Source organism: Microbacterium sp. VKM Ac-2923 (assembly GCF_022815605.1).
Taxonomy (GTDB): domain Bacteria; phylum Actinomycetota; class Actinomycetes; order Actinomycetales; family Microbacteriaceae; genus Microbacterium.
In genome coordinates, this window is record NZ_JALGRP010000002.1 from 358228 (window position 1) to 380478 (window position 22251).

General features: G+C 70.1%; 22 protein-coding genes and 1 tRNA gene. 12 read left to right on the top strand and 11 right to left on the bottom strand.

Going from position 1 to position 22251, the window contains the following annotated elements:
* Positions 1-106: 106 nt before the first annotated feature.
* Entirely contained in the window at positions 107-901 is a 795-nt protein-coding gene (locus MT347_RS04855) for an IclR family transcriptional regulator (RefSeq protein ID WP_243498608.1), read from the bottom strand.
* Between the two features lie 40 nt (positions 902-941).
* Positions 942-1997 (bottom strand): D-2-hydroxyacid dehydrogenase, encoded by a 1056-nt coding sequence (locus tag MT347_RS04860; protein WP_243498610.1) that lies wholly within the window; start codon positions 1995-1997, stop codon positions 942-944.
* A 110-nt stretch (positions 1998-2107) separates the two neighbouring features.
* Here MT347_RS04860 and MT347_RS04865 point away from each other — a divergent pair, with 110 nt between their 5' ends.
* Positions 2108-3025 (top strand): NAD(P)-dependent oxidoreductase, encoded by a 918-nt coding sequence (locus tag MT347_RS04865; RefSeq protein WP_243498612.1) that lies wholly within the window; start codon positions 2108-2110, stop codon positions 3023-3025.
* Between the two features lie 15 nt (positions 3026-3040).
* Here the strand turns inward: MT347_RS04865 and MT347_RS04870 are convergent, their stop codons facing one another.
* Positions 3041-3751, bottom strand: coding sequence for a FadR/GntR family transcriptional regulator (locus MT347_RS04870; protein ID WP_243498614.1), 711 nt, complete (start codon positions 3749-3751; stop codon positions 3041-3043).
* Between the two features lie 126 nt (positions 3752-3877).
* Here MT347_RS04870 and MT347_RS04875 point away from each other — a divergent pair, with 126 nt between their 5' ends.
* The 8 genes from MT347_RS04875 to MT347_RS04910 all read left to right on the top strand — a co-directional run bounded on the left by MT347_RS04875 (position 3878) and on the right by MT347_RS04910 (position 11649).
* Positions 3878-5281: a GntP family permease gene (locus MT347_RS04875; RefSeq protein WP_243498616.1), complete on the top strand. Its 1404-nt coding sequence runs from the start codon at positions 3878-3880 to the stop codon at positions 5279-5281.
* 21 nt (positions 5282-5302) lie between these two features.
* Positions 5303-5812 carry a gluconokinase gene (locus tag MT347_RS04880; protein ID WP_243498618.1) on the top strand — a complete coding sequence of 170 codons (510 nt, stop codon included), beginning with the start codon at positions 5303-5305 and terminating at the stop codon, positions 5810-5812.
* 88 nt (positions 5813-5900) lie between these two features.
* Positions 5901-7496 carry an NADP-dependent phosphogluconate dehydrogenase gene (gene gndA / locus MT347_RS04885; RefSeq protein WP_243498620.1) on the top strand — a complete coding sequence of 532 codons (1596 nt, stop codon included), beginning with the start codon at positions 5901-5903 and terminating at the stop codon, positions 7494-7496.
* 50 nt (positions 7497-7546) lie between these two features.
* Entirely contained in the window at positions 7547-7972 is a 426-nt protein-coding gene (locus MT347_RS04890; RefSeq protein ID WP_374206494.1) for a VanZ family protein, read from the top strand.
* Positions 7973-7976: 4 nt separating this feature from the next.
* Positions 7977-8711, top strand: coding sequence for a response regulator transcription factor (locus tag MT347_RS04895; protein WP_243498625.1), 735 nt, complete (start codon positions 7977-7979; stop codon positions 8709-8711).
* A gap of 56 nt (positions 8712-8767) precedes the next feature.
* Complete coding sequence (locus MT347_RS04900; protein WP_308194206.1) at positions 8768-10246, top strand: ATP-binding protein; 1479 nt, start codon at positions 8768-8770, stop codon at positions 10244-10246.
* A gap of 553 nt (positions 10247-10799) precedes the next feature.
* Positions 10800-11240, top strand: coding sequence for a hypothetical protein (locus MT347_RS04905; protein WP_243498627.1), 441 nt, complete (start codon positions 10800-10802; stop codon positions 11238-11240).
* A gap of 31 nt (positions 11241-11271) precedes the next feature.
* A complete protein-coding gene (locus MT347_RS04910; RefSeq protein ID WP_243498629.1) occupies positions 11272-11649 on the top strand; it encodes a VOC family protein in 378 nt (125 codons plus the stop codon).
* A gap of 21 nt (positions 11650-11670) precedes the next feature.
* On the opposite strand, the gene MT347_RS04915 is transcribed toward MT347_RS04910, so the two are convergent.
* From MT347_RS04915 to MT347_RS04930, 4 genes are read right to left on the bottom strand one after another with little or no spacing between them, the layout of a single operon-like run.
* Positions 11671-12270, bottom strand: coding sequence for a hypothetical protein (locus MT347_RS04915; protein WP_243498631.1), 600 nt, complete (start codon positions 12268-12270; stop codon positions 11671-11673).
* A 42-nt stretch (positions 12271-12312) separates the two neighbouring features.
* Positions 12313-13866, bottom strand: a complete 1554-nt coding sequence (locus MT347_RS04920; protein WP_243498633.1) for an FAD-dependent oxidoreductase — start codon at positions 13864-13866, stop codon at positions 12313-12315.
* A complete protein-coding gene (locus MT347_RS04925) occupies positions 13863-14741 on the bottom strand; it encodes an FAD:protein FMN transferase (protein ID WP_243498635.1) in 879 nt (292 codons plus the stop codon). Before MT347_RS04925 ends, MT347_RS04920 begins: the two co-directional genes overlap by 4 nt.
* 5 nt (positions 14742-14746) lie before the next feature.
* On the bottom strand, positions 14747-15247 hold the full coding sequence (locus MT347_RS04930) for a hypothetical protein (RefSeq protein WP_243498637.1): 501 nt from the start codon (positions 15245-15247) through the stop codon (positions 14747-14749).
* Positions 15248-15474: 227 nt separating this feature from the next.
* On the opposite strand from MT347_RS04930, the gene MT347_RS04935 reads away from it, so the two are divergent.
* Positions 15475-16425 (top strand): manganese catalase family protein, encoded by a 951-nt coding sequence (locus tag MT347_RS04935; protein ID WP_243498639.1) that lies wholly within the window; start codon positions 15475-15477, stop codon positions 16423-16425.
* A gap of 63 nt (positions 16426-16488) precedes the next feature.
* Here MT347_RS04935 and MT347_RS04940 read toward each other — a convergent pair whose 3' ends face one another.
* The 3 genes from MT347_RS04940 to MT347_RS04950 form a co-directional block, all read right to left on the bottom strand.
* Positions 16489-17523, bottom strand: coding sequence for a ribose-phosphate diphosphokinase (locus MT347_RS04940; RefSeq protein WP_243498641.1), 1035 nt, complete (start codon positions 17521-17523; stop codon positions 16489-16491).
* On the bottom strand, positions 17513-18961 hold the full coding sequence (gene glmU, locus MT347_RS04945; protein WP_243498644.1) for a bifunctional UDP-N-acetylglucosamine diphosphorylase/glucosamine-1-phosphate N-acetyltransferase GlmU: 1449 nt from the start codon (positions 18959-18961) through the stop codon (positions 17513-17515). The genes MT347_RS04940 and glmU overlap by 11 nt, the downstream gene beginning before the upstream one ends.
* A gap of 1 nt (position 18962) precedes the next feature.
* Positions 18963-19034: transfer RNA gene (locus MT347_RS04950), tRNA-Gln, on the bottom strand.
* An 84-nt stretch (positions 19035-19118) separates the two neighbouring features.
* Between MT347_RS04950 and MT347_RS04955 the strand changes: the two genes are divergently transcribed.
* Both MT347_RS04955 and MT347_RS04960 read left to right on the top strand, forming a co-directional pair.
* Entirely contained in the window at positions 19119-19616 is a 498-nt protein-coding gene (locus MT347_RS04955) for a MarR family winged helix-turn-helix transcriptional regulator (RefSeq protein ID WP_243498646.1), read from the top strand.
* Entirely contained in the window at positions 19613-20125 is a 513-nt protein-coding gene (locus MT347_RS04960) for a hypothetical protein (RefSeq protein WP_243498648.1), read from the top strand. Before MT347_RS04955 ends, MT347_RS04960 begins: the two co-directional genes overlap by 4 nt.
* 262 nt (positions 20126-20387) lie before the next feature.
* On the opposite strand, the gene MT347_RS04965 is transcribed toward MT347_RS04960, so the two are convergent.
* Positions 20388-22181 (bottom strand): ABC-F family ATP-binding cassette domain-containing protein, encoded by a 1794-nt coding sequence (locus MT347_RS04965; RefSeq protein WP_243498651.1) that lies wholly within the window; start codon positions 22179-22181, stop codon positions 20388-20390.
* Between the last annotated feature and the right edge of the window lie 70 nt (positions 22182-22251).

Genomic DNA, 22251 nt, shown 5'->3' on the forward strand with positions numbered 1-22251 from the left:
ACACACCGGTCGACGGGCGCGGGATGCGCCCCGAAGCAGCGCGCCGCGGCGCGCGTCGACGCGCGCGAGAAGCGCCCCGACCCCGAGCCGTGAGCACCGACGCGCGTCAGGTCGCGCGGGAGGCGCTGAACGGGTTCGTGAGGGCCCGCGCCGCCTCACGGAGCGCAGCGCCCACGCGTGAGACGCGCTCGGGAGTGGCATCCGCCACCGGGATGCCGACGCCCAGCGCCAACTGCGGATCGCCCGGCGCCCAGCCTTCGAGGGGAACGGCGACGCCGACGATGCCGCGGAACGACTCCTCCTCGTCGACGGACCACCCGCGCTGGCGGGCAGTGGCGATCTTGGCGAGGACGGCTTCGACGTCGACCGTGCTGTGCGAGGTGAGCCGGGGCAGCGGGCGCCCCCGCGACAGCATCTCGCGCACGTCGTCGTCCGCGCGGGTCATCAGCAGCGCCCGGCCCGTGGCCGACAACGCGGCGGGCAGGCGCGAGCCCAGGGGCGTTCCGAGGCGCACCGACCGCGACCCTTCGTACCGCGCGAGGTAGAGGGCGTCGGTGTCGTCGAGCACAGCGACCTGCACGAGCTCCGTCGCCAGCACCGGCGACGTCTCGCACACGGCGTAGAACTCGCGCACCTGATTGAACTGCGCGGCGAAGGCGCCGCCGAGCTCTGCCGTGCGGATCCCGAGGCGGTACCCGAGCGGCACGCGCTCGATCATGCGGCCCGCCTCGAGCGACAGGCAGAGGTTCGCCGTCGATGACTTCGCCAGGCCGAGGCCCGCTGCCAGTTCCGTGAGCGTCAGCGCGCGTCCCGCCTCGGCGAGAAGCCCGAGAAGCCGGATGCCACGCCCCACCGCCGGGGCCGGATCCCGGACGACACCGCCCTCTTCGTCATCGCTCACCGCGACCTCCCCGTCGTGCCGGCGCCGCCGGGGCGACGCGTCAGTAGAACTCGACCGTATCGACAACGGCGCGCATCGGCTGACCGTCGAGCAGTCGCGTGGCGTTCTCGGCGAAGCGGCGGGCGATGCGCTCCTCCTCCTTGCTACTGAGAGCGGCCGTGTGCGGGCTCACGAGCACGCGCGGATGCCGCCACAGCGGGGACTCCTCCGGCAGCGGCTCCACCTCGAACACGTCCATGGCGGCGAAAGACACGCGACCGTCGTCCAGCGCCGCCAGGAGCGCCGACTCGTCGATGACGGTGCCACGACCGACACTGGCGAGGATCACCCCGGGCTTGACCGCCGCGAGGACGTGCGCGTCGACGAGGTGGTGCGTCTGGTCGGTGCCGGGGAGGGTGACCACGATGGCATCCACCTCTGCGACCGCGCCGACCAGGTCGTCGAGCGGAATCAGGCGATCGACCCCGTCGACGGCCACGCCGGAACGGGTCGTCCCCCACACCTCGGCACCGAGGGCCCGGAAGCGACGGGCGCACTCGGCACCGATGCCGCCGAGACCGACGACCAGCACGGTCATCTCGTCGAGCTGTCGCATCTCCCACCGGTCGGTCCAGGCGCGCTCGTCCTGCTGGCGCGCGAGGCGGGACAGGTCTTTCGCGCCCGCCATCACACCGAACACGGCAAACTCCGCCAGCGGTCCGCCGTGGACGCCCGCACTCGTGGTGAAGACGACTCGGTCGAGTGCGGCACGGTCGAGCCCGGCGGCTTTGACCTGGCCGCCGCCGCCCGCGGCCGTGGTCATGACCCAGCGCAGGCGCGGGTTCGCGACGACGGTACGGGCGAGGGCTGCGGGATCGACGTCCGGGATGCCGAAGAGCGCGTCGGCCGAGTCGATCAGGGCGTCGAACTCGTCCTGCTCCTTCGCCGAGCGCTCGTGGGCCGGGTCGCCGGACCAGTCGGCGGGGCCGCGCATCGGATGGGTCAGCCGCGCGTCACGCACGAGGTCCAGCCGCGGCTCCAGCCGCTCGATGAGACGGCAGTGCTCCTCTTTCAGGGGCACGGCCACCACGGCGCGTAGTCTCTCGTTGGTCGACATCGTCGTCTCTCCCTCCGCCGCGTCGGTCGGTGACCGCCACGGCTCGCGTGAATCCTCGTTCACCATACTGAACCCTGTTCAACCTGTTGTCCAGCCGATAGGATGTCGCCATGACGCAGCTCGACGAAGAGACGGCCACCCCCGCAGCGACCGACGTCCGTCTGGGCGTGTGGGGCCTCGGCGCGATGGGCGAGCCGATGGCGAAACACCTGCTTGCGGCGCGCGGCGCCCTCACGGTGCACGCCCGCCGCGAACGTCCCTCCCTGATCGACGCCGGTGCGCACTGGGCCTCGACCGCCCGTGAACTCGGGGCCGCAACCGACGCCGTCCTGGTCCTGCTGCCCGACCTCCCCCAGCTCGAGGAGCACCTCGACGGACCCGACGGCCTGCTGGCCGGCATCGGCGAGCGCGATTTCCTGCTCCTGATCGGATCGACGTCGTCGCCGGTCGGTGTGCGCGAGCTCGCCGCGCGCCTGGCCCCCGGCATCCGTGTCGTGGACTGCCCCGTCTCGGGCGGCGAAGACGGCGCGAAAGCCGGGACGCTGTCGATCATGCTCGGCGGCTCGCCCGCCGACACCGACCTCGCCGCCGCCCTCCTGACTCCCTGCGGCACCCCGGTGCGCCTCGGCCCGCTCGGCGCGGGAGAGGTCGCGAAGGCGTGCAATCAGATGGTCGTGGCGGCGACGATCCTGGCCCTCGGCGAAGCGACCGAGCTCGCGGCCCGCTCCGATGTCGACCCCGCCGCCCTGTGGGCGCTTCTCGGGGGCGGATACGCCGGGTCGAACCTGCTCGAGAGCCGTCGGCAGAAGCTCGTCGACGGTGACGACTCCCCCAGCGGCATCGCGGGGTACATGGTGAAGGACCTGGGCTTCGCGGCGGACGTCGCTGCGGCCACCGATACCCGGCCGGCGCTGCTCCCGGCTCTGCGCGAGGCCTTCGACGAGATCGTCGAGCGCGGCCTCGGCGAGCGCGACATCGCCGTCACCCGCCGCTTCACGGCCGAGCGGAGCAAGACGGACGCGGGCTGACGCCTGCGAGCGCGGTCAGTCCGCGGAGTTCGCGGATGCCATCGCGTCACCGGCCTCGCGCACGATCAGACGCATCGCCTGGGCGGCCTCCTCGGCCCGACCCGCCGTGACGGCGAACGCGACGTCCTGATGCCAGCGGACGGCGTGGGGGTTGGCGTCGTGCGGCATGAGGTCGTGCAGGGTGCGCCCCACGAGCACCGACTCCACGACCGAGCCGAGAGCGGCGAACATCGCGTTGCCGGATGCCGAGAGCAGCGTGCGGTGAAACCGCACGTCGGCCTCGAGATACTCGGCGCCGTCCGCGTCGCGCTCGGTGCGGGCCATCTCCATGACGGCTGCGACGAGGTCGCGGCGCTGTGCATCGGTAGCGGAGGCGGCGGCCGCCCGAGCGGCGAGCGGTTCGATCGCCCCCCGCAGCTCGCTGAGCTCGCGCAACTGCGCGCTGCGGCCGGGGCCCGCGAGCCGCCACGCGATGATCTCGGGCGCGTAGACGTTCCACTCCGTCGACGGGAGCACCTCGACGCCGGTCTTGCGGCGCACGCGGACGAGACCCAGCGACTGAAGCACGCGGACGGCCTCACGGCCGGCGCCGCGGGAGGAACCTGACGATAAGTCCGCCGTGATCAGGCGGGATCCCGCCGCCAGGTCGCCGTCGACGATCGCCGACCCGAGACGGTCGACGAGCGCGTCGTGCAGCGACACCGCATCGATGCGCTCCGTCGTCATCCTTCGATGATGCCAGACGTGTTGCACGACATTTCCATTTTCGTCGTGCGTGATCCGTCGTCTTGTGGTTTTATGTACGACAAATAGCAAGCGGCATTGCTGCCGCCCGCCAGAACAAGGACGCTCATGGCCCTCACCTCCCTTCCCGCACCCCTCGTGCTCGCCGCCGCCGAGACCGGGCCCGCCGCCCCGGCCGGTCAACTGATCGCGGCCGCCCTCGTCGGCGTCGCCCTCATCGTGGTGCTGATCACGTGGGGCAAGCTCCACCCGTTCCTCGCTCTGACGATCGGCGCGTTGACCACCGGTGTCGTCGCCGGCATGGCGATCCCCACCACCGTGAGCAGCTTCACCGGCGGCTTCGGCTCGACGATGGGCGGGGTCGGAATCCTCGTCGCCCTCGGCGCCATCTACGGCAAACTCCTCGCCAACTCGGGAGGCGCCGACCGCATCGTCGACACGCTGGTCGCCCGTGCGACGCCCCGGAGCCTGCCGTGGGTCATGGGCCTCATCGGCGCGATCATCGGCCTGCCGATGTTCTTCGAAGTCGGCCTCGTCCTGCTGGTTCCCGTCATCATCCTCGTCGCCCGCCGCTCCGGCGTCGCGCTGATGAAGATCGCCATCCCGACGCTGGCGGGCCTCTCGGCGATGCACGGACTCGTGCCCCCGCACCCCGGTCCCCTCGCCGCCATCGACGCGCTCGGCGCCAACCTGGGCCTGACCCTCTTCTTCGGCGTGATCGTGGCCATCCCCGCCGTCATCATCGCGGGCCCGCTGTTCGCACCCATCGCCGCCCGGTGGGCACCGGTCCCCGTTCCCGAGCTGTTCCTCTCGGCGGAGGAGAAGGGCGACGCGCCCGCTCGTCGACCCTCGTTCGCCGCGACCCTGGGCAGCATCCTGCTCCCCGTCTTCCTCATGTTGCTCAAGGCCGTCGCCGACATCGTCGCGCCGGGCTCGAACGACGCATGGAAGGTCGTCATCGACTTCCTGGGCCTGCCGATCATCGCTCTTCTGCTCGCCGTGCTCGTCGGCTTCGTCGTACTGGGCCGCGGGGCGGGCTTCGACCGTGCCAAGTTGACGAGCGTCGTCGGCTCCTCCCTCGGTCCCATCGCCGGCATCCTGCTGATCGTGGGCGCGGGCGGCGGCTTCAAGCAGGTGCTCGTCGACACCGGCATCGGCAAGGTCATCGCCGACCTCGTCGCCGGCTCCAGCGTGTCGGTGCTGCTGCTCGCCTGGCTGGTCGCCGTCGTCATCCGCGTCGCCACGGGATCGGCCACCGTCGCCACCATCACCGCCGCTGGAATCCTGCAGCCCCTCACCGAGACGCTCGACGCCCCCATGACGGCCCTCCTCGTCCTCGCAATCGGCGCGGGTTCGGTGTTCCTCAGCCACGTCAACGACGCCGGTTTCTGGCTCATCAAGGAGTACTTCGGTCTCGACATCCCGATGACCCTGAAAACATGGACGGTGCTGGAGTGCGTGATCTCGGTCACGGGCCTGGCCGGCGTCCTCGTCATCAGCGCGTTCGTCTGACCGGAACGGAAAGAGAGCATCATGGCATCCCACCCCGTCCTCGTGTTCATGGGCCCCGCCGGCACCGGCAAATCCACCGTCGCGGGCATGCTCGCCGGCCGCCTCGGCTGGGATTTCCAGGAGGGCGACGATCTGCACCCTGAGACCAACGTCGCCAAGATGGCGTCGGGGCACGCGCTGAACGACGACGACCGCTGGCCCTGGCTCGACCGAGTCGCCGCCTGGATCGACGGCCGGATCGCCGCGGACCGTCCGGGCATCATCACGTGCTCGGCCCTGAAGCGCAGCTACCGCGACATCCTGCGCCGCGACGACGTGACCTTCGTGCTGCTGATGGGCGACCCCGCCCTCGTGCTCGAGCGACTCCTGCGCCGCCAGGGGCACTACATGCCCCCGTCGCTGCTGACCTCGCAGTTCGACACCCTCGAGATGCCGGATGCCGACGAGCAGGCGATCCGCGTCGACCTCGACCTCACCCCGCAGGAGCAGGTGCAGGAGGTCGTCGACCGTCTGCGCCTCTCCCCCGCCTGAAACACGGGGGACCCGAGCCGATAAAGTGGCATCGGCAACCCCACGTGCGCCCGATACCCCTTCTCGCAGCCGATTTACGGAGCAACGAATGACGTCGACCCCCTCCCCGACCGGACCCTCGACCGATCAGGATCAGGCCCCTCACCGGGCCGCACAGGTGCACGAGGGTGCGCCCGGCATCGAAGAGGTGGAACGCCCCACCGCCGAGGCCGACTCCCGCCCCGAGGGCACGGGTGACGGCCGCGCGAACATCGGCGTCGTGGGCCTGGCCGTCATGGGCTCGAACCTCGCGCGCAACCTCGCCAGCCGTGAGGGCAACACCGTCGCGGTGTTCAACCGCAGCGCCGACAAAACCGAGCACGTGCTCGAGGCGCACCCGGAGGCGAACTTCGTCGCGTCGTACTCGTACGAGGACTTCGCCGCGTCGCTCGCGAAGCCGCGCACCGCGATCATCATGGTCAAGGCCGGCCGCCCCACCGACTTCGTCATCGACGAGCTCGTGAAGGTCTTCGAACCCGGCGACATCATCGTCGACGGCGGCAACGCCCTGTTCACTGACACGATCCGTCGCGAGAAGGCGGTGCGCGACACGGGCATCAACTTCGTCGGCATGGGTGTCTCGGGCGGTGAAGAGGGTGCGCTCCTCGGCCCCTCGATCATGCCCGGCGGTTCCGACGAGGCCTGGGCCACGCTCGGCCCGATCCTGACCTCGATCGCCGCGGTCGCCGAGGGCGAGCCGTGCGTCACGCACGTCGGCCACGACGGCGCCGGACACTTCGTCAAGATGGTGCACAACGGCATCGAGTACGCCGATATGCAGCTCATCGCCGAGGCGTACGACCTCATCCGTCAGGCCACGGGGAAGACCCCCGCCGAGATCGCCGACGTGTTCGCCGAGTGGAACCGGGGCGAGCTGGAGTCCTACCTCATCGAGATCACCGCCGAGGTGCTGCGTCAGGTGGATGCCGCCACCGGCAAGCCCCTCGTCGACGTCATCCTCGACCAGGCCGGCGCCAAGGGCACCGGGGCCTGGACCGTGCAGACCGCTCTCGACCTGGGCGTCCCCGTCTCGGGCATCGCCGAGGCCACCTTCGCGCGGTCGCTGTCGAGCCACCCCGAGCAGCGCGAGGTCTCGCGCGAGCTCCCCGGCCCGTCCGGCACCGACGTGCTGGTCGGCGACGACGCCGACGCGTTCATCGAGCAGGTGCGCATGGCGCTGTACGCGTCGAAGATCGTCGCCTACAGCCAGGGCTTCGACGAGATCCGCGCCGGCGCCGCCCAGTACGACTGGAAGATCGACCTGGCGGCGGTGTCGAAGATCTTCCGCGGCGGCTGCATCATCCGCGCGCAGTTCCTCAACCGCATCGCCGAGGCCTACGACGCCGAGCCGAGCCTGCCCGTGCTGCTGACGGCGCCGTACTTCGTCGAGGCCCTCGGCCGCGCCCAGGATTCGTGGCGCGACATCGTCGCCCTCGCCGCCTCGGCCGGCATCCCCGCCCCGGCGTTCAGCTCGTCGCTGGCGTACTACGACGGTCTGCGCGCCGAGCGACTGCCCGCCGCCCTCATCCAGGGCCAGCGCGACTTCTTCGGCGCCCACACCTACCGTCGCATCGACAAAGAGGGCACCTTCCACACCCTCTGGTCGGGTGATCGCACCGAGATCGAGGCCGAGGACACCCACTGACCCGGCCGGTCACGAAGCGGCGACGGGCACTGCTCGTCGCCGCTTCGGCGTTGTACGCGTGGGGACTGTGGTGGATGACGTTGCGCCCCACGATCGTCGGCCCGGAGGTCGAGAGCCTGATCTGGCGTCTGGTCCGGGTGCTGCAGTCGGCGCCGGGCCTGGGATGGGTGACCTACGACGGGGTGGAGTTCACGGCCAATGTCGCGATGTTCATGCCCCTGGGGGGCCTGATCGTGGCCTGGCGCGGCCGATGGTGGCACGGCATCCTGGGCGGTCTCATCCTCAGCGCCGGTATCGAGGCATGGCAGCTGTTGTTCCTGCCGACCCGCGTGGCCGACGTGCGCGACCTCGTCGCGAACACGCTCGGTGCCGCCGTGGGGGTAGGGATGATGCTGATCTTCAGCCGATGGCGCACTCGCTCACAGCAAGCACATAACCCGCGCCATAGAAAGGTCATAGATTCCCCCGCACAATGAGTGCATGACCGCGACTGCCGCCGCCCCCGCCTTCACCCGCCCCGACGGGAGCGCCCTGCGCGTGCTCGTCGTCGACGACGAGCAGATGCTCACCGACCTGCTGTCGATGGCGCTGCGCATGGAGGGCTGGGAGGTCAAGACCGCCGGCTCCGGATTCGACGCCCTGCAGTCCGCGCGCGACTTCGAACCGGATGCCATGGTGCTCGACATCATGATGCCCGACCTCGACGGCATGGCGGTCCTGCAGCGCCTGCGTCACTCGGGCAACGACGTGCCCGTGCTCTTCCTCACCGCCAAGGACGCCGTGGCCGATCGCGTCGCCGGTCTCACCGCCGGTGGCGATGACTACGTGACGAAGCCGTTCAGCCTTGAAGAGGTGGTGGCGCGCCTCCGCGGTCTCATGCGTCGGGCCGGCACCGCACTGACGCGGGATTCCGAGCCGATCCTGCGCGTCGGCGACCTGTCGCTGAACGAGGACAGCCACGAGGTGGTCCGCGCCGGCCGCGAGATCGAGCTGACCGCGACCGAATTCGAGCTCCTTCGCTTCCTCATGCGCAACCAGCGCCGCGTGGTGTCGAAGGCGCAGATCCTCGACCGCGTGTGGAACTACGACTTCGGCGGCCGCTCCAGCGTCGTCGAGCTCTACATCTCCTACCTGCGCAAGAAGATCGACGCGGGCCAGGAGCCGCTCATCCACACCGTGCGCGGTGTGGGCTACATGATCAAAGCCCCCCAGTGAGCCTCCCGCCCCGGCCCGCTGCCCCGCTGCCGGATCCACCGGTGCGCGAAAGCGTCGTGACCCGACTGCGGCACCCGTGGACGTTGCAGGCCCGCCTGATGACCGCGGTGATCGGGATGGTCGCCTTCATCCTGGTGATGATCGGCATCTCCACCAGCGCGATCCTGAGCGGGGTGCTGTACGTCAATCTCGGTGCGCAGGTCGACGAGGTCGCCCCGGCCATCCAGTCCCAGGCGGCCTTCCAGGCAAGCGCTCAGAGCGTGCTCGAGTCCACTCGGTTCCCCGACGGGACCCTGCTGGTGATGAACTCGCGGTCGACCTACTCCGGCGCCGTCGTGGACGACGACGGTCCTCGCGCATTGAACGACGACGACCTCAGCCAGATCACAGAAACCCTGCAGTCGGCCGACTCCTCGGCGCAGACCGTCAACCTCCCCAACCTCGGCGAGTACCTCGTACGGTTGTACGCAGCCCCCGGCGGCGGCGCATTCCTCGTGGGGCTCCCCCTCTCCAACGTCACCGGCACCATCGGCGCGATCCTCACCACCGTCGCGCTCGTCACCGCCGGTGGACTTCTGCTGCTCGCCGTCATCATCGCCATCGTCATCCGCCTCGGCCTGCGCCCGCTGCGCGCCGTCGCCGAGACGGCTACGCGAGTGGCTTCGCTGCGCATGGAGGAGGGCGACATCTCGATCACCGAACGCGTTCCCGGCGACCAGGTCGACGAGCACACGGAGATCGGCCAAGTGGGTGCAGCACTGAACACGCTGCTCGACCGGGTCGAGGCCTCGCTCGCCGCTCGCCAACGCAACGAAGAAATGATGCGCCGTTTCGTGGCGGATGCCAGTCACGAACTGCGCACGCCCCTGGCATCCATTCGAGGGTTCAGTGAACTTTCGCTGCGCGCCATGCGTCAGGCGCAGGACGACGAGAGTCGCCAGCGCATCGCCCTCGCCGTGGAGACGACGGAGCAGTCGCTCGAGCGGATTCAAGCGCAGTCGATCCGCATGACCACGCTGGTCGAAGACCTGCTGTTGCTCGCCCGCCTCGACGAGGGGCAGGAGCTGGTCTTCGGCTCGGTCGATCTGACGCGCCTCGCCGTCGAGGCCGTGGGCGATGCCCGCCCCGCCGGCCTCGACCACTCCTGGACCATCGACGTTCCCGATCGGCCCGTCGAACTCGCCGGAGACGCCGCACGCCTGCACCAGGTCGTGGCGAATCTGCTCGCCAACGCGCGCACCCACACTCCCGCCGGCAGCCGGGTGGCCGTTTCGGTCGCGCACGAAGATGGCGAGGCGGTGCTTCGCGTAAACGACGACGGACCCGGTATCGACCCCTCGGTCGCCGCGCACCTGTTCGAACGGTTCGCCCGGGCCGACAGCTCACGCGACCGCAAGACCGGCGGCACGGGCCTCGGCCTCTCGATCGCCCGCGCCATCGTCGAAGCGCACCACGGCACGATCACCGTCCGCAGTGCCCCCGGCGACACGACCTTCGAGGTACGCCTCCCCGCGAGGCCGGCCGACCCGGCGTGAGGCGGGTCTCCCCGCGAAGCCGGCCGATCCGGCGTGAAGCGGCTCGTCAGCCGAAGAGTTCGTTTTCTCTCGCCTGTGCTGTCCGTTCGTCGCCGCTTTGCGGCCTCGATAAGCTGGACGTCACCTGAGAGTCCCGCTCCGTCTCGCAGGGATCGAGCTGGAGCAGTCGGAGGTAGGTGTGCTTACTCGCGCGCGCACGGGCCGGGCTCTCACTGTCGTACTCGTCGCATTGATCATCTCGACGGGAACCCAGGCGCACGCTGAGACGGTCACTTCGCCGGACCCGACGGGCGAGGTGATCGAGGAGCCGGCGGTGCCCCCGGGCTCGGAACCGTACACCGAGCCGACGGTTCCCGAAGGAACCTTCGAGCCCGCTCCGACCGGACCCGTCCCGACCGCAGTGCCGACCGTGGCGCCCCCGGCGCCCGTGGGCACCGCACCTTTCCAGTCGACGCGCCCCGACGGCACCGTCGTCGAATACTTCCGCTCGGGGGACGCGACCACGCCCTCTCGCGGGAGGGAGGGCGAGACGTCTGGCGGGACGGACAGCGGAGTGTCCCGAGACACCGCCCCCGCCCCTCAGGTCGTCGAGCCGGAGACGGAACCCACGAGGAAAGCCACCGCATCACCCACCCCCGTCGCCACCACCGCACCGGCATCCCCCGTCCCCGATGACGCGCGCGGAGGGTCGATGGAGCCGGGCGCGGCGGTGCCGTCGACGTCCGCGCAAAGAGCACCCACACCTACTCTGCCCACCCTTGTCATCGGGATGGCGGTTCTCATCGGCGGACTGTTGCTGATGAGGTATCGCATTGCCGTTTACCACGCCACCGTGAGGGTGGGGAAGCAGCCGATCGCGGCGGGTTCGGGCGAACGCGCCGAGCGCCTGCAGGGCCCGTTCCGGGTCGGAGTCGCGGGTGCGGTCGTTGCGCTCATCGGGGTCGTGATGAACGGTTATGCGGGGTGGCAGCTCTGGATCTCTCTCACGTCCTGACGGGCGCATCTCGGCACGGACAAGGCACCGCATGGACATGAAGCTCGAACTCATCCCCCTTCCGGTCTCCGACGTGAACCGCAGCAAAGCGTTCTACGTCGATGCCGTGGGCTTCCACCTCGACCACGACGTGGAGCCCGGCAACGGCATGCGGATCGTCCAGGTCACTCCACCCGGGTCAGCGTGCTCCATCGCCTTCGGCACGGGCATGACCCGAGCGGATGCCGGCCCCGTCCACGGCATCCATCTCGTGGTCGACGACATCGCGGCCGTTCGCGAGAACCTCCGGGCGCGCGGGGTGGACGTCGGTCCCGTGCGCGACCTGGGCGGTGTCGCCTACGCATCATTCAGCGACCCGGATGGCAACACGTGGGAACTGCAGTCGCTGCGGGGGCTGCGCGCGCTCTGACCGGCTCGGCGGGCTGGGGGCTCAGCCCCAGAGCGGCTTGACCGACGCGGCCAGTGCCCGCAACTTCCCGCCGTCGACGATGACCCGTGACTCCCCGATGCCGAACGCGGGCCACTGCAGGACGAGCTCGAGGGGCCCCTCGGGCGGGAGCGGGTGGAGCCACAGGCCGTCATGCATCGTCGAGCTTTCGGCACCACCGGTCCCGCCGCCGCCCGTCATGCGTACGGTGTTCCCCTCGGGCGTCTCCGTGACGGGCATCCCGAAATGCCCGTCGGCGAAAAGACGCCTTCCGTCGCCGAGGACGAGTCCGCACCGCAGCCGATCGCTGCCGTTCATCGCCGGACCCCAGTGACCGGAGAAGTCCATCTGCGCCAACTGCCATTCGCGGGGGTCGCGGTTGCCCCGGCGCAGATGCCGATCGACCAGAAGTTCCACGCCGTCCGAATAGACCCGCACGCCGGTCAGAGCGACGACGACGTCATCGCCCCGTCCGATGACCTCGCACACGGCGAACAACGCGGGAAGCTCGTCGCGGGGCGGTTCGAACGACGGTGTGCGCTCGTCCACCTGATCGAACGGATTCTGGTCGTCGCCGGGAGCGTCGTCGGGGAAGAAGTCCATCTCCCCACTCTTCCGACTGGCTCCGCTCACCGCCACCCCGGATCAGTACCCCGCGAACGCGTCGGTCGTCAGCGACTTCGCCTTCGACAGCGCCGGCGCCAGCGCTGAGATCAGCCGCGGCGGACCGGAGACGTAGGCCGCGCGCTGCGCGATGTCGGGCACGGCGCGCAGGAGTCCCTCGGCATCCACCCGGTCGGGGCCGGCCCAGGTCCACCCCGCGGGCAGGCCGTGCGGCTCGTCACGCGAGTACACCACGACCGGGATGCCGCTGGCGGCGATGTCGTCGCGGAAGGCGAGTTCCGCGGCCTCCGCCACGACGTACACGAGCACCGCGTCGCGGTCTCGACCCGTGGCGACGAGGTGGCGCAGCTGCGACACGAACGGCGTCACGCCGATGCCGGCGGCCACCAGCAGCACGGGCGCGGTCGGCCGCGACGGCAGCACGAAGTCGCCCCACACCCCGGTGACGGCGAGCGTCGACCCGGACTCGACGGCGGCGAGGGCCTTCTTGTACGACGACTGCGACCCGTCCTTGAACGCGATCCGCACGGTGGGCAGATCCTCCGGTGCCGACGCGATCGAGAACTCGCGACGGGTGCCGCGGGCATCGGGGCGACGGTGCGGCACGTCGAGCTCGAGATACTGCCCCGGCGAGAACGAGAAGGGCCGGGCGGCATGGAAGGTCAACTCGCGCACGGTGGGCGTGAGATCGCGGCGCCGCTCGACGCGCAGACGGACGGCCGCCCGCAGGCACAGCAGGAACGCAAGCAGGTTGCCGATGAGCAGTGCCCGCTCCTGGCCGAGGGTGATGTCGCCGACAGGCAACGGCCAGCCGGCCAGAACGCCGACGACGATCGCGACGAGGTACTGCTGCGTCCGGCGCGGAGGCAGGGTGAGCGGCTCCGACAGCATGAAGGCGCCCAGGAAGAGGAAGGGCGACGAGAACGCGACCTGCAGCAGCACGGCGGGCACATCGACGGGGAAACCCGCCGCCTGGAACTGCACGGTGGTGCGCGTGAACGCGACCGCCATCGCCACGGCCCAGAACACCGCGACGATCGGCAGCTTGTCCGTGCGCACCAGGAGGAGAACGCCGAGCACGAACACCGGGGCGGCGAGCCACGGCGAACCCACCCACCAGGCCGACGAGCCGAGGTCGGGCGCCCAGATGCTCACGATGGTGAGCACGCTCGCGCCGGTCGCGGCCGGGTTGAAGATGTGTCGCCCGCGCCAGACCAGCACGTACTTGGACGCGGATGCCACGACTCCCGCGAGCGCGAGACCCGCGAGCCCCAGCGGCTCGATCGACGGACGCAGCACGAACAGCAGGATCAGGGCCGTGATCAGCGAGGATTCCAGACGTCGCGGCATCCGGAGCACGGCCTGGGCGACGAGGTCGGTCGCGGCGCACGCGAGCGCCAGCACGACGGCGCTCGCGACGAGCTCGAGCGGCTCGGGGACCACGAGACCGCCGAACGACAGCAGCAGCGCGATCAGTGCGATCAGACCGAGCGACGACAGGACCAGCCGGTACATCGACACCCGGCCGATGAGACCGAGGACGCGGGTCGAGCCCGCGGTGAGTGTGGCGCTCATGAGAAGACCTCTCCAATGAATCCGGGTGACCACTCCACGCGCCCGTCGGTGCGCATGCGCACCCACTGCGCGTTCCAGGATGCCGCCAGCTCCGGGCCGCCGTCGAAGAACAGCGCGGTGGCGAGCGCGTCCGCCCGCATGGCCGTCTCCGCCAGCGCCCAGGTGGCGGCGAAGGCCCGCACGGGCGCGCCGGTGCGGGCATCGAGTACGTGGTGCAGGCCGTCGCCCCACGCGCGGCGGTTGATGGCCGACGCGCACAGGGCGCCGTCGGTCAGGGTGACGACGCCGATGGCGAGCGTCGGATCGTACGGGTGCTCGAGCGCGACGCGCACCGAAGCTCCCCGTGCGGCGAGATCGCCCGAGGCGTCGACGACGGCATCGCCGTCGACGTGCGCGCGCACCACGTCGAGCACCAGGTCGACGAGGCGGCCCTTACCCAGGGCGCCGACATCGATCATCGACGGGGTCGAGACGCTCAGCTGACCGTCACCCCACGTGAGCGCATCACGCCAGGAAGGAGCCGGCTGTGGCCCACCCGACGGCGTGAGCGTCAGCCGGGCGTCGTACCCGAGGCGCGCCAGTGCGTCGCCGACCAGCGGGTTGACGGCCCCGGCCGTCGCCGCGTCGAGCTCGTCGTAGAGCGAGAACATGGCATCCGTGTCGTCCGGGGCGGGAACGGATGCCGCATGGCCGTGCGCGAGGGCTGCGATGACCGAATCGTCGCGGAAGCGCGACCACTCGCGATCGAAGCGCTCGACGAGGGCCGCGACCGCATCGCGGGCGACCGACGGCAGCGGCTCGGCCGTGTCGATCGCCCACGACGTGCCGATCGCGTCGAAGGCCCAGGTCGAGCCCGTCGCGGCCGGAGTGGTCATGAGGGTCAGGCCTTGGCCTCGGTCTTGATGGTCTCCACGGCGGTGTTGAAGCCGCCGCTGGTGAGAGAAGAACCCGCCACCTTGCTGACCGAGATCTCGTCGAGCTTCTTACCGACCACTTCGCCCTGGATGCCGCCGATGAACTCGCTCTGGTAGCGCCTCGACTCCGCGGCCTGGGGGTCGCCGGTCACCTCGACCGCGGTGATCGTGTCGCCCGCGATGGTGAGGGTGACATCGACGGTCTCGACGCTCTCGGGGGTCGCGTACTGGCCTGTCGCCTCGTAGGTGCCGTCGGTGTAGGTGCCCGACGTCGTCGCGGTGTCCGTGGTGGCGCTCGCGCTCGGAGCCGAGGTGGCGGCGGGAGCAACGGACGTCTCGGACGGAGCGGGCGCGGCGGCCTCGGTGGTGGAGCCGCCGGCGCAGCCGGCGAGGGTGACGATGCCGGCGACGCCCAGCAGGGCGGTGCCGACGCGGACGGGACGGGGTACGGCGGTGGTGTGGATCATGGGGGTCCTCCTAGGGTCGTGCCGAGTTCACGCGTTCGTGCTCACGGTAGGGACACGACCTTTACGCCTCCCCGGTTCATTCTTTTGTGCCGCCTGTGAACGATCTCCCCCCGACCCGTTGCCCGCGAACCCTCGCCGGAGGATATCCGCCCGCGACGTCGGTGGCGAGGGGGTCAGCCGTGGGGCGGATGGGGCGCACCCTTTGCGCCACACCCCTTGGAGGACACATGTATTTCCACGTTCAGGAATTCATCAATGAGATCGCTCAGGACGAGCCGGATCCGGCCGCCGCCAATGCCCTGCAAGAGGGTCTCGGCGGGCAGTTCGGTGAGATGCGCACGATGATGCAGTACCTCTTCCAGAGCATCAACTTCCGCGGCCCGTCGGGCAAACCGTACAAAGACCTCATTCAGGGCATCGGCACCGAGGAGATCAGCCACGTCGAGCTGATCGGCACCACGATCTCGCGGCTGCTCGACGGATCGCCCGCAAACCGGGGAAAGCCGAGCGACCCGGTGGATCAGCCCGGCGCCGGAGGAGCCACGCCGCTGAGCATCGCCGTCGACCACGGCAACATCCACCACTACCTCGTCGGGGCACAGGGCGCGCTCCCCGTCGACGCGGCGGGAAACCCCTGGTCGGGGAGCTACGTCTACAACTCCGGCAATCTCGTGCTCGACCTGCTCTACAACCTCATGCTCGAGTCGACCGGACGTCTGCAGAAGTGCCGACTGTACGAGATGACCGACAACAAGATGGCCCGCAGCACCATCTCGTACCTCATCGTGCGCGATCAGGCTCGCGAGAACGCCTACGCCAAGGCTCTGGAAACCCTCGGTGTGAACTGGCGCACCTCGCTGCCGATCCCGAAGACGAATGCCGAGCGATTCCCCGAGGTCAAGCGCCTCGTCGACCTGGGGCTGCAGAGCAAGCAGTACTCGTTCGATCTGGGCAACCAGTCCGAGGCCGGCAGGATCTTCCAGGGCGCCTCTCCGTCGAATGACGGCACGCAACTGGATGCCAGCGAGCAGGCGCCCGCGGGCACGCCCATGACCATCTCCCCCGAACGCCCCGAGGAGTACTCCCCCGGTGCCGACACCGAGCTCCGCGCACTCATCGAGGCGACGGCCGCGATGGAGATGGCTGACATCGACGCGACGTTCGGGCGGATGGCGTAGACCCGCCGGGTTCGGTGCGCCGCGTTCCGACGAATGCCGTCGGAACGCGGCGTGAGAGGACGCCTACGCGTCGCCGCCGAACATGCTCGTGACCGAGCCGTCCTCGAAGACCTCGTGGATCGCGCGGGCCAGGAGCGGAGCGATCGGCAGCACCGTGAGGCGGTCGAAGCGACGGTCGGCGGGCAGCGGAACGGTGTCGGTGACCACGACCTCGTCGATCGCGGCATCCTGAAGACGTTCAGTCGCCGGGTCGCTGAAGATCGCGTGGGTGGCGGCGACGATGACCTTGCGCGCACCGCTGGCCTTGAGCGCCTGCGCGGCCTTCTGGATCGTGCCACCGGTGTCGATCATGTCGTCGACGAGCAGGCAGGTGCGCCCCCTCACGTCGCCGACGATCTCGTGCACCGAGACCTGATTGGCGACCTTCGGGTCGCGGCGCTTGTGGATGATCGCCAGCGGCGCCCCCAGGCTGTCGGACCAGGTGTCCGCCACGCGCACGCGCCCCATGTCAGGGGAGACGACGGTGAGCGTCTCACGGTCCTCGCCGGTGAGCGTCTGCTCGAAGTGCTCGAGCAGCACGGGCTTGGCGAAGAGGTGGTCGACGGGCCCGTCGAAGAACCCCTGGATCTGGGCCGCGTGCAGATCGACGCTCATGATGCGATCGGCGCCCGCGGTCTTGAGCAGATCGGCGACGAGGCGGGCGCTGATGGGCTCGCGGCCCCGACCCTTCTTGTCTTGGCGGGAGTAGGGGTAATACGGGGCGACGACGGTGATGCGCTTGGCCGAGGCGCGCTTGAGCGCGTCGAGCATGATGAGGAGTTCCATCAGCCACTCGTTGACGGGCGGACCGAAGGACTGGATGACGAACACGTCGCAACCGCGGATCGACACCTCGAAGCGGGTGTAGATCTCGCCCGAGGCGAAAGTACGGTGCTCGGTGGGAGCCAACTCGGTGCCGAGGTGGTGCGCGACCTGGGCGGCCACCTCGGGGTGCGACCGCCCCGAGGCGACGACCAGTCGTTTCTTGGTCTTGGCGACGAGCCCGGGGGCGATGCCGTTGACGCGGTCGAGATCTACACGATTCTTCTTACGAGCCATCGGCCGCTTCCTGTTCAGCCCGAGCCCGAGCGGCCACGTCGGCTGCTGCGGTGCCCGGTCGGTTCTTCTCGACCCACCCCTCGATGTTGCGCTGGGGTGCCACGCTGAGAGCCAGAGCACCGGCCGGAACGTCCTTGCGGATGACCGCACCGGCGCCCGTCTTGGCGCCGTCCCCAATCGTAACCGGCGCGACGAAGACGTTGTGCGAACCGCTGTGCACCTCGTCGCCGATGACGGTGCGGTGCTTGGTGAGATCGTCGTAGTTGGCGGTGATCGCACCGGCGCCGAGGTTGACGCCGCGCCCGATGTCGGTGTCGCCGATGTAGGACAGGTGGGGGACCTTGCTTCCCTCGCCGATGGAGGAGTTCTTGACCTCGACGAAGGTGCCGACCTTGCCCTTCACACCCACACGAGCGTTGGCGCGGAGGTAGGCGAAGGGTCCCACGGTGGCGCCCGCCTCGATGACGGCGAGCGTGGCGTCGGAGCGGGTGATGGTGGCATCCTCTCCGACCTCGCAATCGACCAGGCTCGTGTCGGGCCCGACCGTGGCACCCGAGGCGATGACCGTGGCGCCGCGCACGTGGGTGTTGGGCAGAATCGTGACGTCGGGGGCGAGGGTCGCGGTCGTGTCGATCCAGGTGGTGGCGGGGTCGACGACCGTGACGCCCTCGATCTGCCAGCGCCGGACGGTGCGGGCGTTGAGCGTGCGCCCCGCCTCCGACAGCTGCACGCGGTCGTTGACGCCGAGAGCTGCCGCGGCGTCCGCGGTGACGGATGCCGCAACCCCCAGGTGGGCGTCGCGCAGCAGGCCGACGACATCGGTGAGGTACTTCTCACCCTGCGCGTTGTCGGTGCCGACGAGAGCGAGTTGGGTGCGCAGCGGCGAGGACTGGAAGACGTAGACGCCGACGTTGATCTCGGACACCGCGGCCTCGTCGGCCGTGGCGTCCTTCTGCTCCACGATGCGGCGCACGCCGTCGCTCTCGTCACGCAGGATGCGGCCGTACCCGAACGGCTGGTCCACCCGCGCGCTCAGCAACGTCACGGCCGTTCCGCCCGTGCGGTGGGTCGCGAGGAGTTCGGTGAGGGTGCCGGTCTCGAGCAGCGGCACGTCGGCGCTGAGGACGAGGACATCTCCATCGAAGCCGTCGAGCGCCCCGAGGGCGGCCTCGACCGCGCGACCGGTGCCGGACACCTCGTCCTGGTCGACGACGATGACCCCGGGCGCGAGCTCGGCGACCGTCTCGGCGACGAGCTCGCGCTCGTGCCGCACCACGACGACGATGCGGGAGGGGTCGAGGGATGCCGCGGTGTCGAGCACGTGGCCGACCAGTGGCCGCCCACCCACGGGGTGCAGCACCTTCGGGAGGCGGGAACGCATGCGGGTGCCCTGACCCGCAGCGAGGACGACGACGGCGAGCTCGGTCGTGGAAGTCATGCTCCGCCGCCAGGATTCGAACCTGGACCTAACAGCTCCAAAGGCTGTCGTGCTGCCGTTACACCACAGCGGACCGTGCCCGCGGGCACCGGTCAAGTCTGCCAGACGGCGCGCCCTCGTACCCGCGCCGTCGCGCGCCGGCCGCCATAATGAGACCGTGAGCCGGGACAGCGACGAGGTCGACCGCATCGTCGATGCGTGGGTGCGTCAGCGCCCCGACCTCGACTTCTCCCCCCTCGAGGTCCTCTCCCGTGTCGCACGGCTGTCGCGCCACCTCGACATCGCCCGCAAAGAGGCGTTCCGCCGCAGCGACATCGAGTCGTGGGAGTGGGACGTGCTGTCGGCGTTGCGCCGCGCCGGCGAACCGTACCAGCTGAGCCCGAAGCAACTGCTGCAGCAGACGCTGGTCTCCAGCGGCACCATGACCAACCGCATCGACCGGCTCGTCGCCCGCCGGTTCGTGCGCCGCGAGGCCGACCCGGGTGACGGACGGAGCATCCTCGTGACATTGACCGAAGACGGCCGCGTGCGCGTGGATGCCGCCATCACCCGCCTCGTCGACGCCGAGGCCCTGCTGCTCGAGAGCTTGTCGCGCGGTGACCGCGAACGACTGGCGACGCTGCTGCGCAAGCTCAGCATGGGGTTCGACGCGTGAGCGCCACCGTCGAGTCGCCCACGGGCTGGGCGCGCGTGCGGGCGTGGTTCGATGTGCGCTTCCGCTCCCCCGCTGCCATCTACGGCCTCATCGTCTTCGCCGCGTTCGTCACGATCGCCGATGACCATGCCGAGTCCGTCGGCGAGGTGCTGGTCAGCGCGTCGAGTTCGCTCGTGGTGTTCTTCATCGCCCACGTCTTTGCCCACACCCTCACCCAGCACGCGGAGCACGGCCTCCGGCACGCGACCGCCGAAGGGTTCCGCCACGGCGCCGGCATGCTGTACGCCTCGGTGCCGTCGGTGCTCGTCCTCGTCTTCGCCGACGCCGCGGACATGTCGGTCGAAGATGCGTCCGAGCTGTGCGGGTGGTCCACGTTCGTGGTCCTCGGCATCCTCGGCTATTTCGCGTACGCGCGGCGCCGGGCGAACCTGGTGATGCGCCTCCTCGGCGCTTTCTCGACCGCGTGCCTCGGGCTGTTCATCGTCATCCTGGAGTACGCGGTCCACTGAGGGGCGGTCGCGCGCCCCCGTCTGAAGAGACCGCGCCGGGAGGAGAATCCGGCAGTGGAGGACGGATGCCTCGCACCCGGCCCTCCGCTCCCGGAATCCCCTCCGCTGCGCTTCGGCGCTGTGCAGCGTAGCGAGGCCGCGAAGGGAGCAGTTTCCGGGGGTGGAGGGCGGATGCCTCGCACCCGGCCCTCCGCTCCCGGGAACTCCTCCGCTCCCGGCGTGTCGACGCAGCGCGGAGCGGCGGCCCCGCGTCACATCCGGCTCAGCCGATCGCCTCCGTCAACTCGAACCACTGCATCTCGAGCTCGTCACGCTCGCCTTCCAGAGCCGAGATGCGCTGCATCTCCTTGCCGAGGCCGACGTAGTCCCCCTGGTCGTGCTCGACGAGCGCCGCTTTGGCGCGGTCGATCTGCTGCTGGAGCTTCTCGATGCGCCGCTCGGTGGCCGAGGCCTCCTTCTGCGCCGCGCGCAGCTCAGCGCCCTGCAGGCCGGGAATCGCGTTCGCACCCCCGGTCGCCGCAGGCCGTGAGGGCTCGGCATCCTGCATCGCCCGCAGGCGCAGGTACTCCTCGACGCCGCCCGGCAGGTGACGGAGCCGGGCGTCCAGGATCGCGAACTGCTGGTCGGTGACGCGCTCGAGGAAGTAGCGGTCGTGCGAGACGACGATGAGGGTGCCCGACCACGAGTCGAGCAGGTCTTCCATGGCGGCGAGCATGTCGGTGTCGAGGTCATTCGTGGGCTCGTCGAGGATCAGCACGTTGGGCTGATCGAGGATGACGAGCAGCAGCTGCAGTCGCCGTTTCTGACCACCGGAGAGATCCTTCACGGGCGTGGAGAGCTGCGCGCTCGAGAACCCGAGGCGCTCGAGCAACTGCCCGGGGGTGAGTTCCTGCGCCTTCGATCCGGACCCGAAGGCGTACGTCGTGCGCAGGCCCGCGATCACGACGCGCACCGGGTCGTTCATGTGCTGCTCGAGCTCGTCGAGCCGCTGGGTGAGGGTGGCGACCTTGACCGTTTTGCCGCGCTTGACGCGACCGGTCGACGGCTCGAGGGTGCCGGTCACCAGGCTCAGCAGCGTCGACTTGCCGGCACCGTTGACCCCCAGGATGCCGGTGCGCTCGCCCGGCGCGATACGCCACTCGACGTCTTTCAGAACCGTGTGGTCGCCGTAGGACACGCCGACGTCGAGGAGGTCGACCACGTCCTTACCCAAGCGGGCGACCGCGAGCGACTGCAGGGCGACGCGGTCGCGGATCTCGGGGACGTCGGCGATGAGCTCGTTCGCCGCGTCGATCCGGAACTTCGGCTTCGAGGTGCGGGCGGGGGCTCCGCGACGCAACCAGGCGAGTTCTTTGCGCGCGAGGTTCTGGCGGCGCTGCTCGATGGTCGCCGCCTGACGGTCGCGCTCGACACGCTGCAAGATGTAGGCCGCGTACCCGCCTTCGAAGGGCTCGACGAGGCGATCGTGCACCTCCCACGTGACGGTGCAGATCTCGTCCAGGAACCACCGGTCGTGCGTGACGACCAGCAACCCGCCCGCGGTGGGCGCCCAGCGTCGCTTGAGGTGGCCCGCGAGCCAGGTGATCGCCTCGACGTCGAGGTGGTTGGTGGGCTCGTCGAGGAACAGCACGTCCCAGTCACCCGAGAGCAACCGTGCCAGCGCGACGCGGCGGCGTTGTCCGCCCGAGAGGTCGCCGAGCCGCGCCTCCCAGGGCAGATCGCCGAGGAGCCCCGCGATCACGTCGCGCGTGCGGGCATCGCCCGCCCATTCGTGCTCGAGCCGGTCGCCGACGACCGCGTGGCCGATCGTCTCCTCGTCGTCGAGGGTGTCCTGCTGGTCGAGTACGCCGACGGTGACCCCGCCGCGCACGGTCACGCGGCCCCCGTCGGGCACGCGGAGACCGGCGAGCATCCCGAGCAGACTCGACTTGCCGTCGCCGTTGCGTCCGACGATGCCGATGCGGTCGCCCTCGTTCACGCCGAGCGAGACGGAGTCGAAGACGACCTTGGTCGGGTATTCCAGGTGCAGGGCTTCGCCCCCGAGCAGATGTGCCATATCCGTCCCAGGCTACGCGGTGACCGGCTGCCCGGCGGACGACGAAGGCCGCCCCCGAGCGGGGACGGCC

Coding starts and splice junctions, on each gene's coding strand:
- MT347_RS04860 (WP_243498610.1), bottom strand. CDS start 1,997: ATGTCGACCAACGAGAGACTACGCGCCGTGGTGGCCGTGCCCCTGAAA.
- MT347_RS04865 (WP_243498612.1), top strand. CDS start 2,108: ATGACGCAGCTCGACGAAGAGACGGCCACCCCCGCAGCGACCGACGTC.
- MT347_RS04870 (WP_243498614.1), bottom strand. CDS start 3,751: ATGACGACGGAGCGCATCGATGCGGTGTCGCTGCACGACGCGCTCGTC.
- MT347_RS04875 (WP_243498616.1), top strand. CDS start 3,878: ATGGCCCTCACCTCCCTTCCCGCACCCCTCGTGCTCGCCGCCGCCGAG.
- MT347_RS04880 (WP_243498618.1), top strand. CDS start 5,303: ATGGCATCCCACCCCGTCCTCGTGTTCATGGGCCCCGCCGGCACCGGC.
- gndA (WP_243498620.1), top strand. CDS start 5,901: ATGACGTCGACCCCCTCCCCGACCGGACCCTCGACCGATCAGGATCAG.
- MT347_RS04895 (WP_243498625.1), top strand. CDS start 7,977: ATGACCGCGACTGCCGCCGCCCCCGCCTTCACCCGCCCCGACGGGAGC.
- MT347_RS04910 (WP_243498629.1), top strand. CDS start 11,272: ATGGACATGAAGCTCGAACTCATCCCCCTTCCGGTCTCCGACGTGAAC.
- MT347_RS04915 (WP_243498631.1), bottom strand. CDS start 12,270: ATGGACTTCTTCCCCGACGACGCTCCCGGCGACGACCAGAATCCGTTC.
- MT347_RS04920 (WP_243498633.1), bottom strand. CDS start 13,866: ATGAGCGCCACACTCACCGCGGGCTCGACCCGCGTCCTCGGTCTCATC.
- MT347_RS04925 (WP_243498635.1), bottom strand. CDS start 14,741: ATGACCACTCCGGCCGCGACGGGCTCGACCTGGGCCTTCGACGCGATC.
- MT347_RS04930 (WP_243498637.1), bottom strand. CDS start 15,247: ATGATCCACACCACCGCCGTACCCCGTCCCGTCCGCGTCGGCACCGCC.
- MT347_RS04935 (WP_243498639.1), top strand. CDS start 15,475: ATGTATTTCCACGTTCAGGAATTCATCAATGAGATCGCTCAGGACGAG.
- MT347_RS04940 (WP_243498641.1), bottom strand. CDS start 17,523: ATGGCTCGTAAGAAGAATCGTGTAGATCTCGACCGCGTCAACGGCATC.
- glmU (WP_243498644.1), bottom strand. CDS start 18,961: ATGACTTCCACGACCGAGCTCGCCGTCGTCGTCCTCGCTGCGGGTCAG.
- MT347_RS04965 (WP_243498651.1), bottom strand. CDS start 22,181: ATGGCACATCTGCTCGGGGGCGAAGCCCTGCACCTGGAATACCCGACC.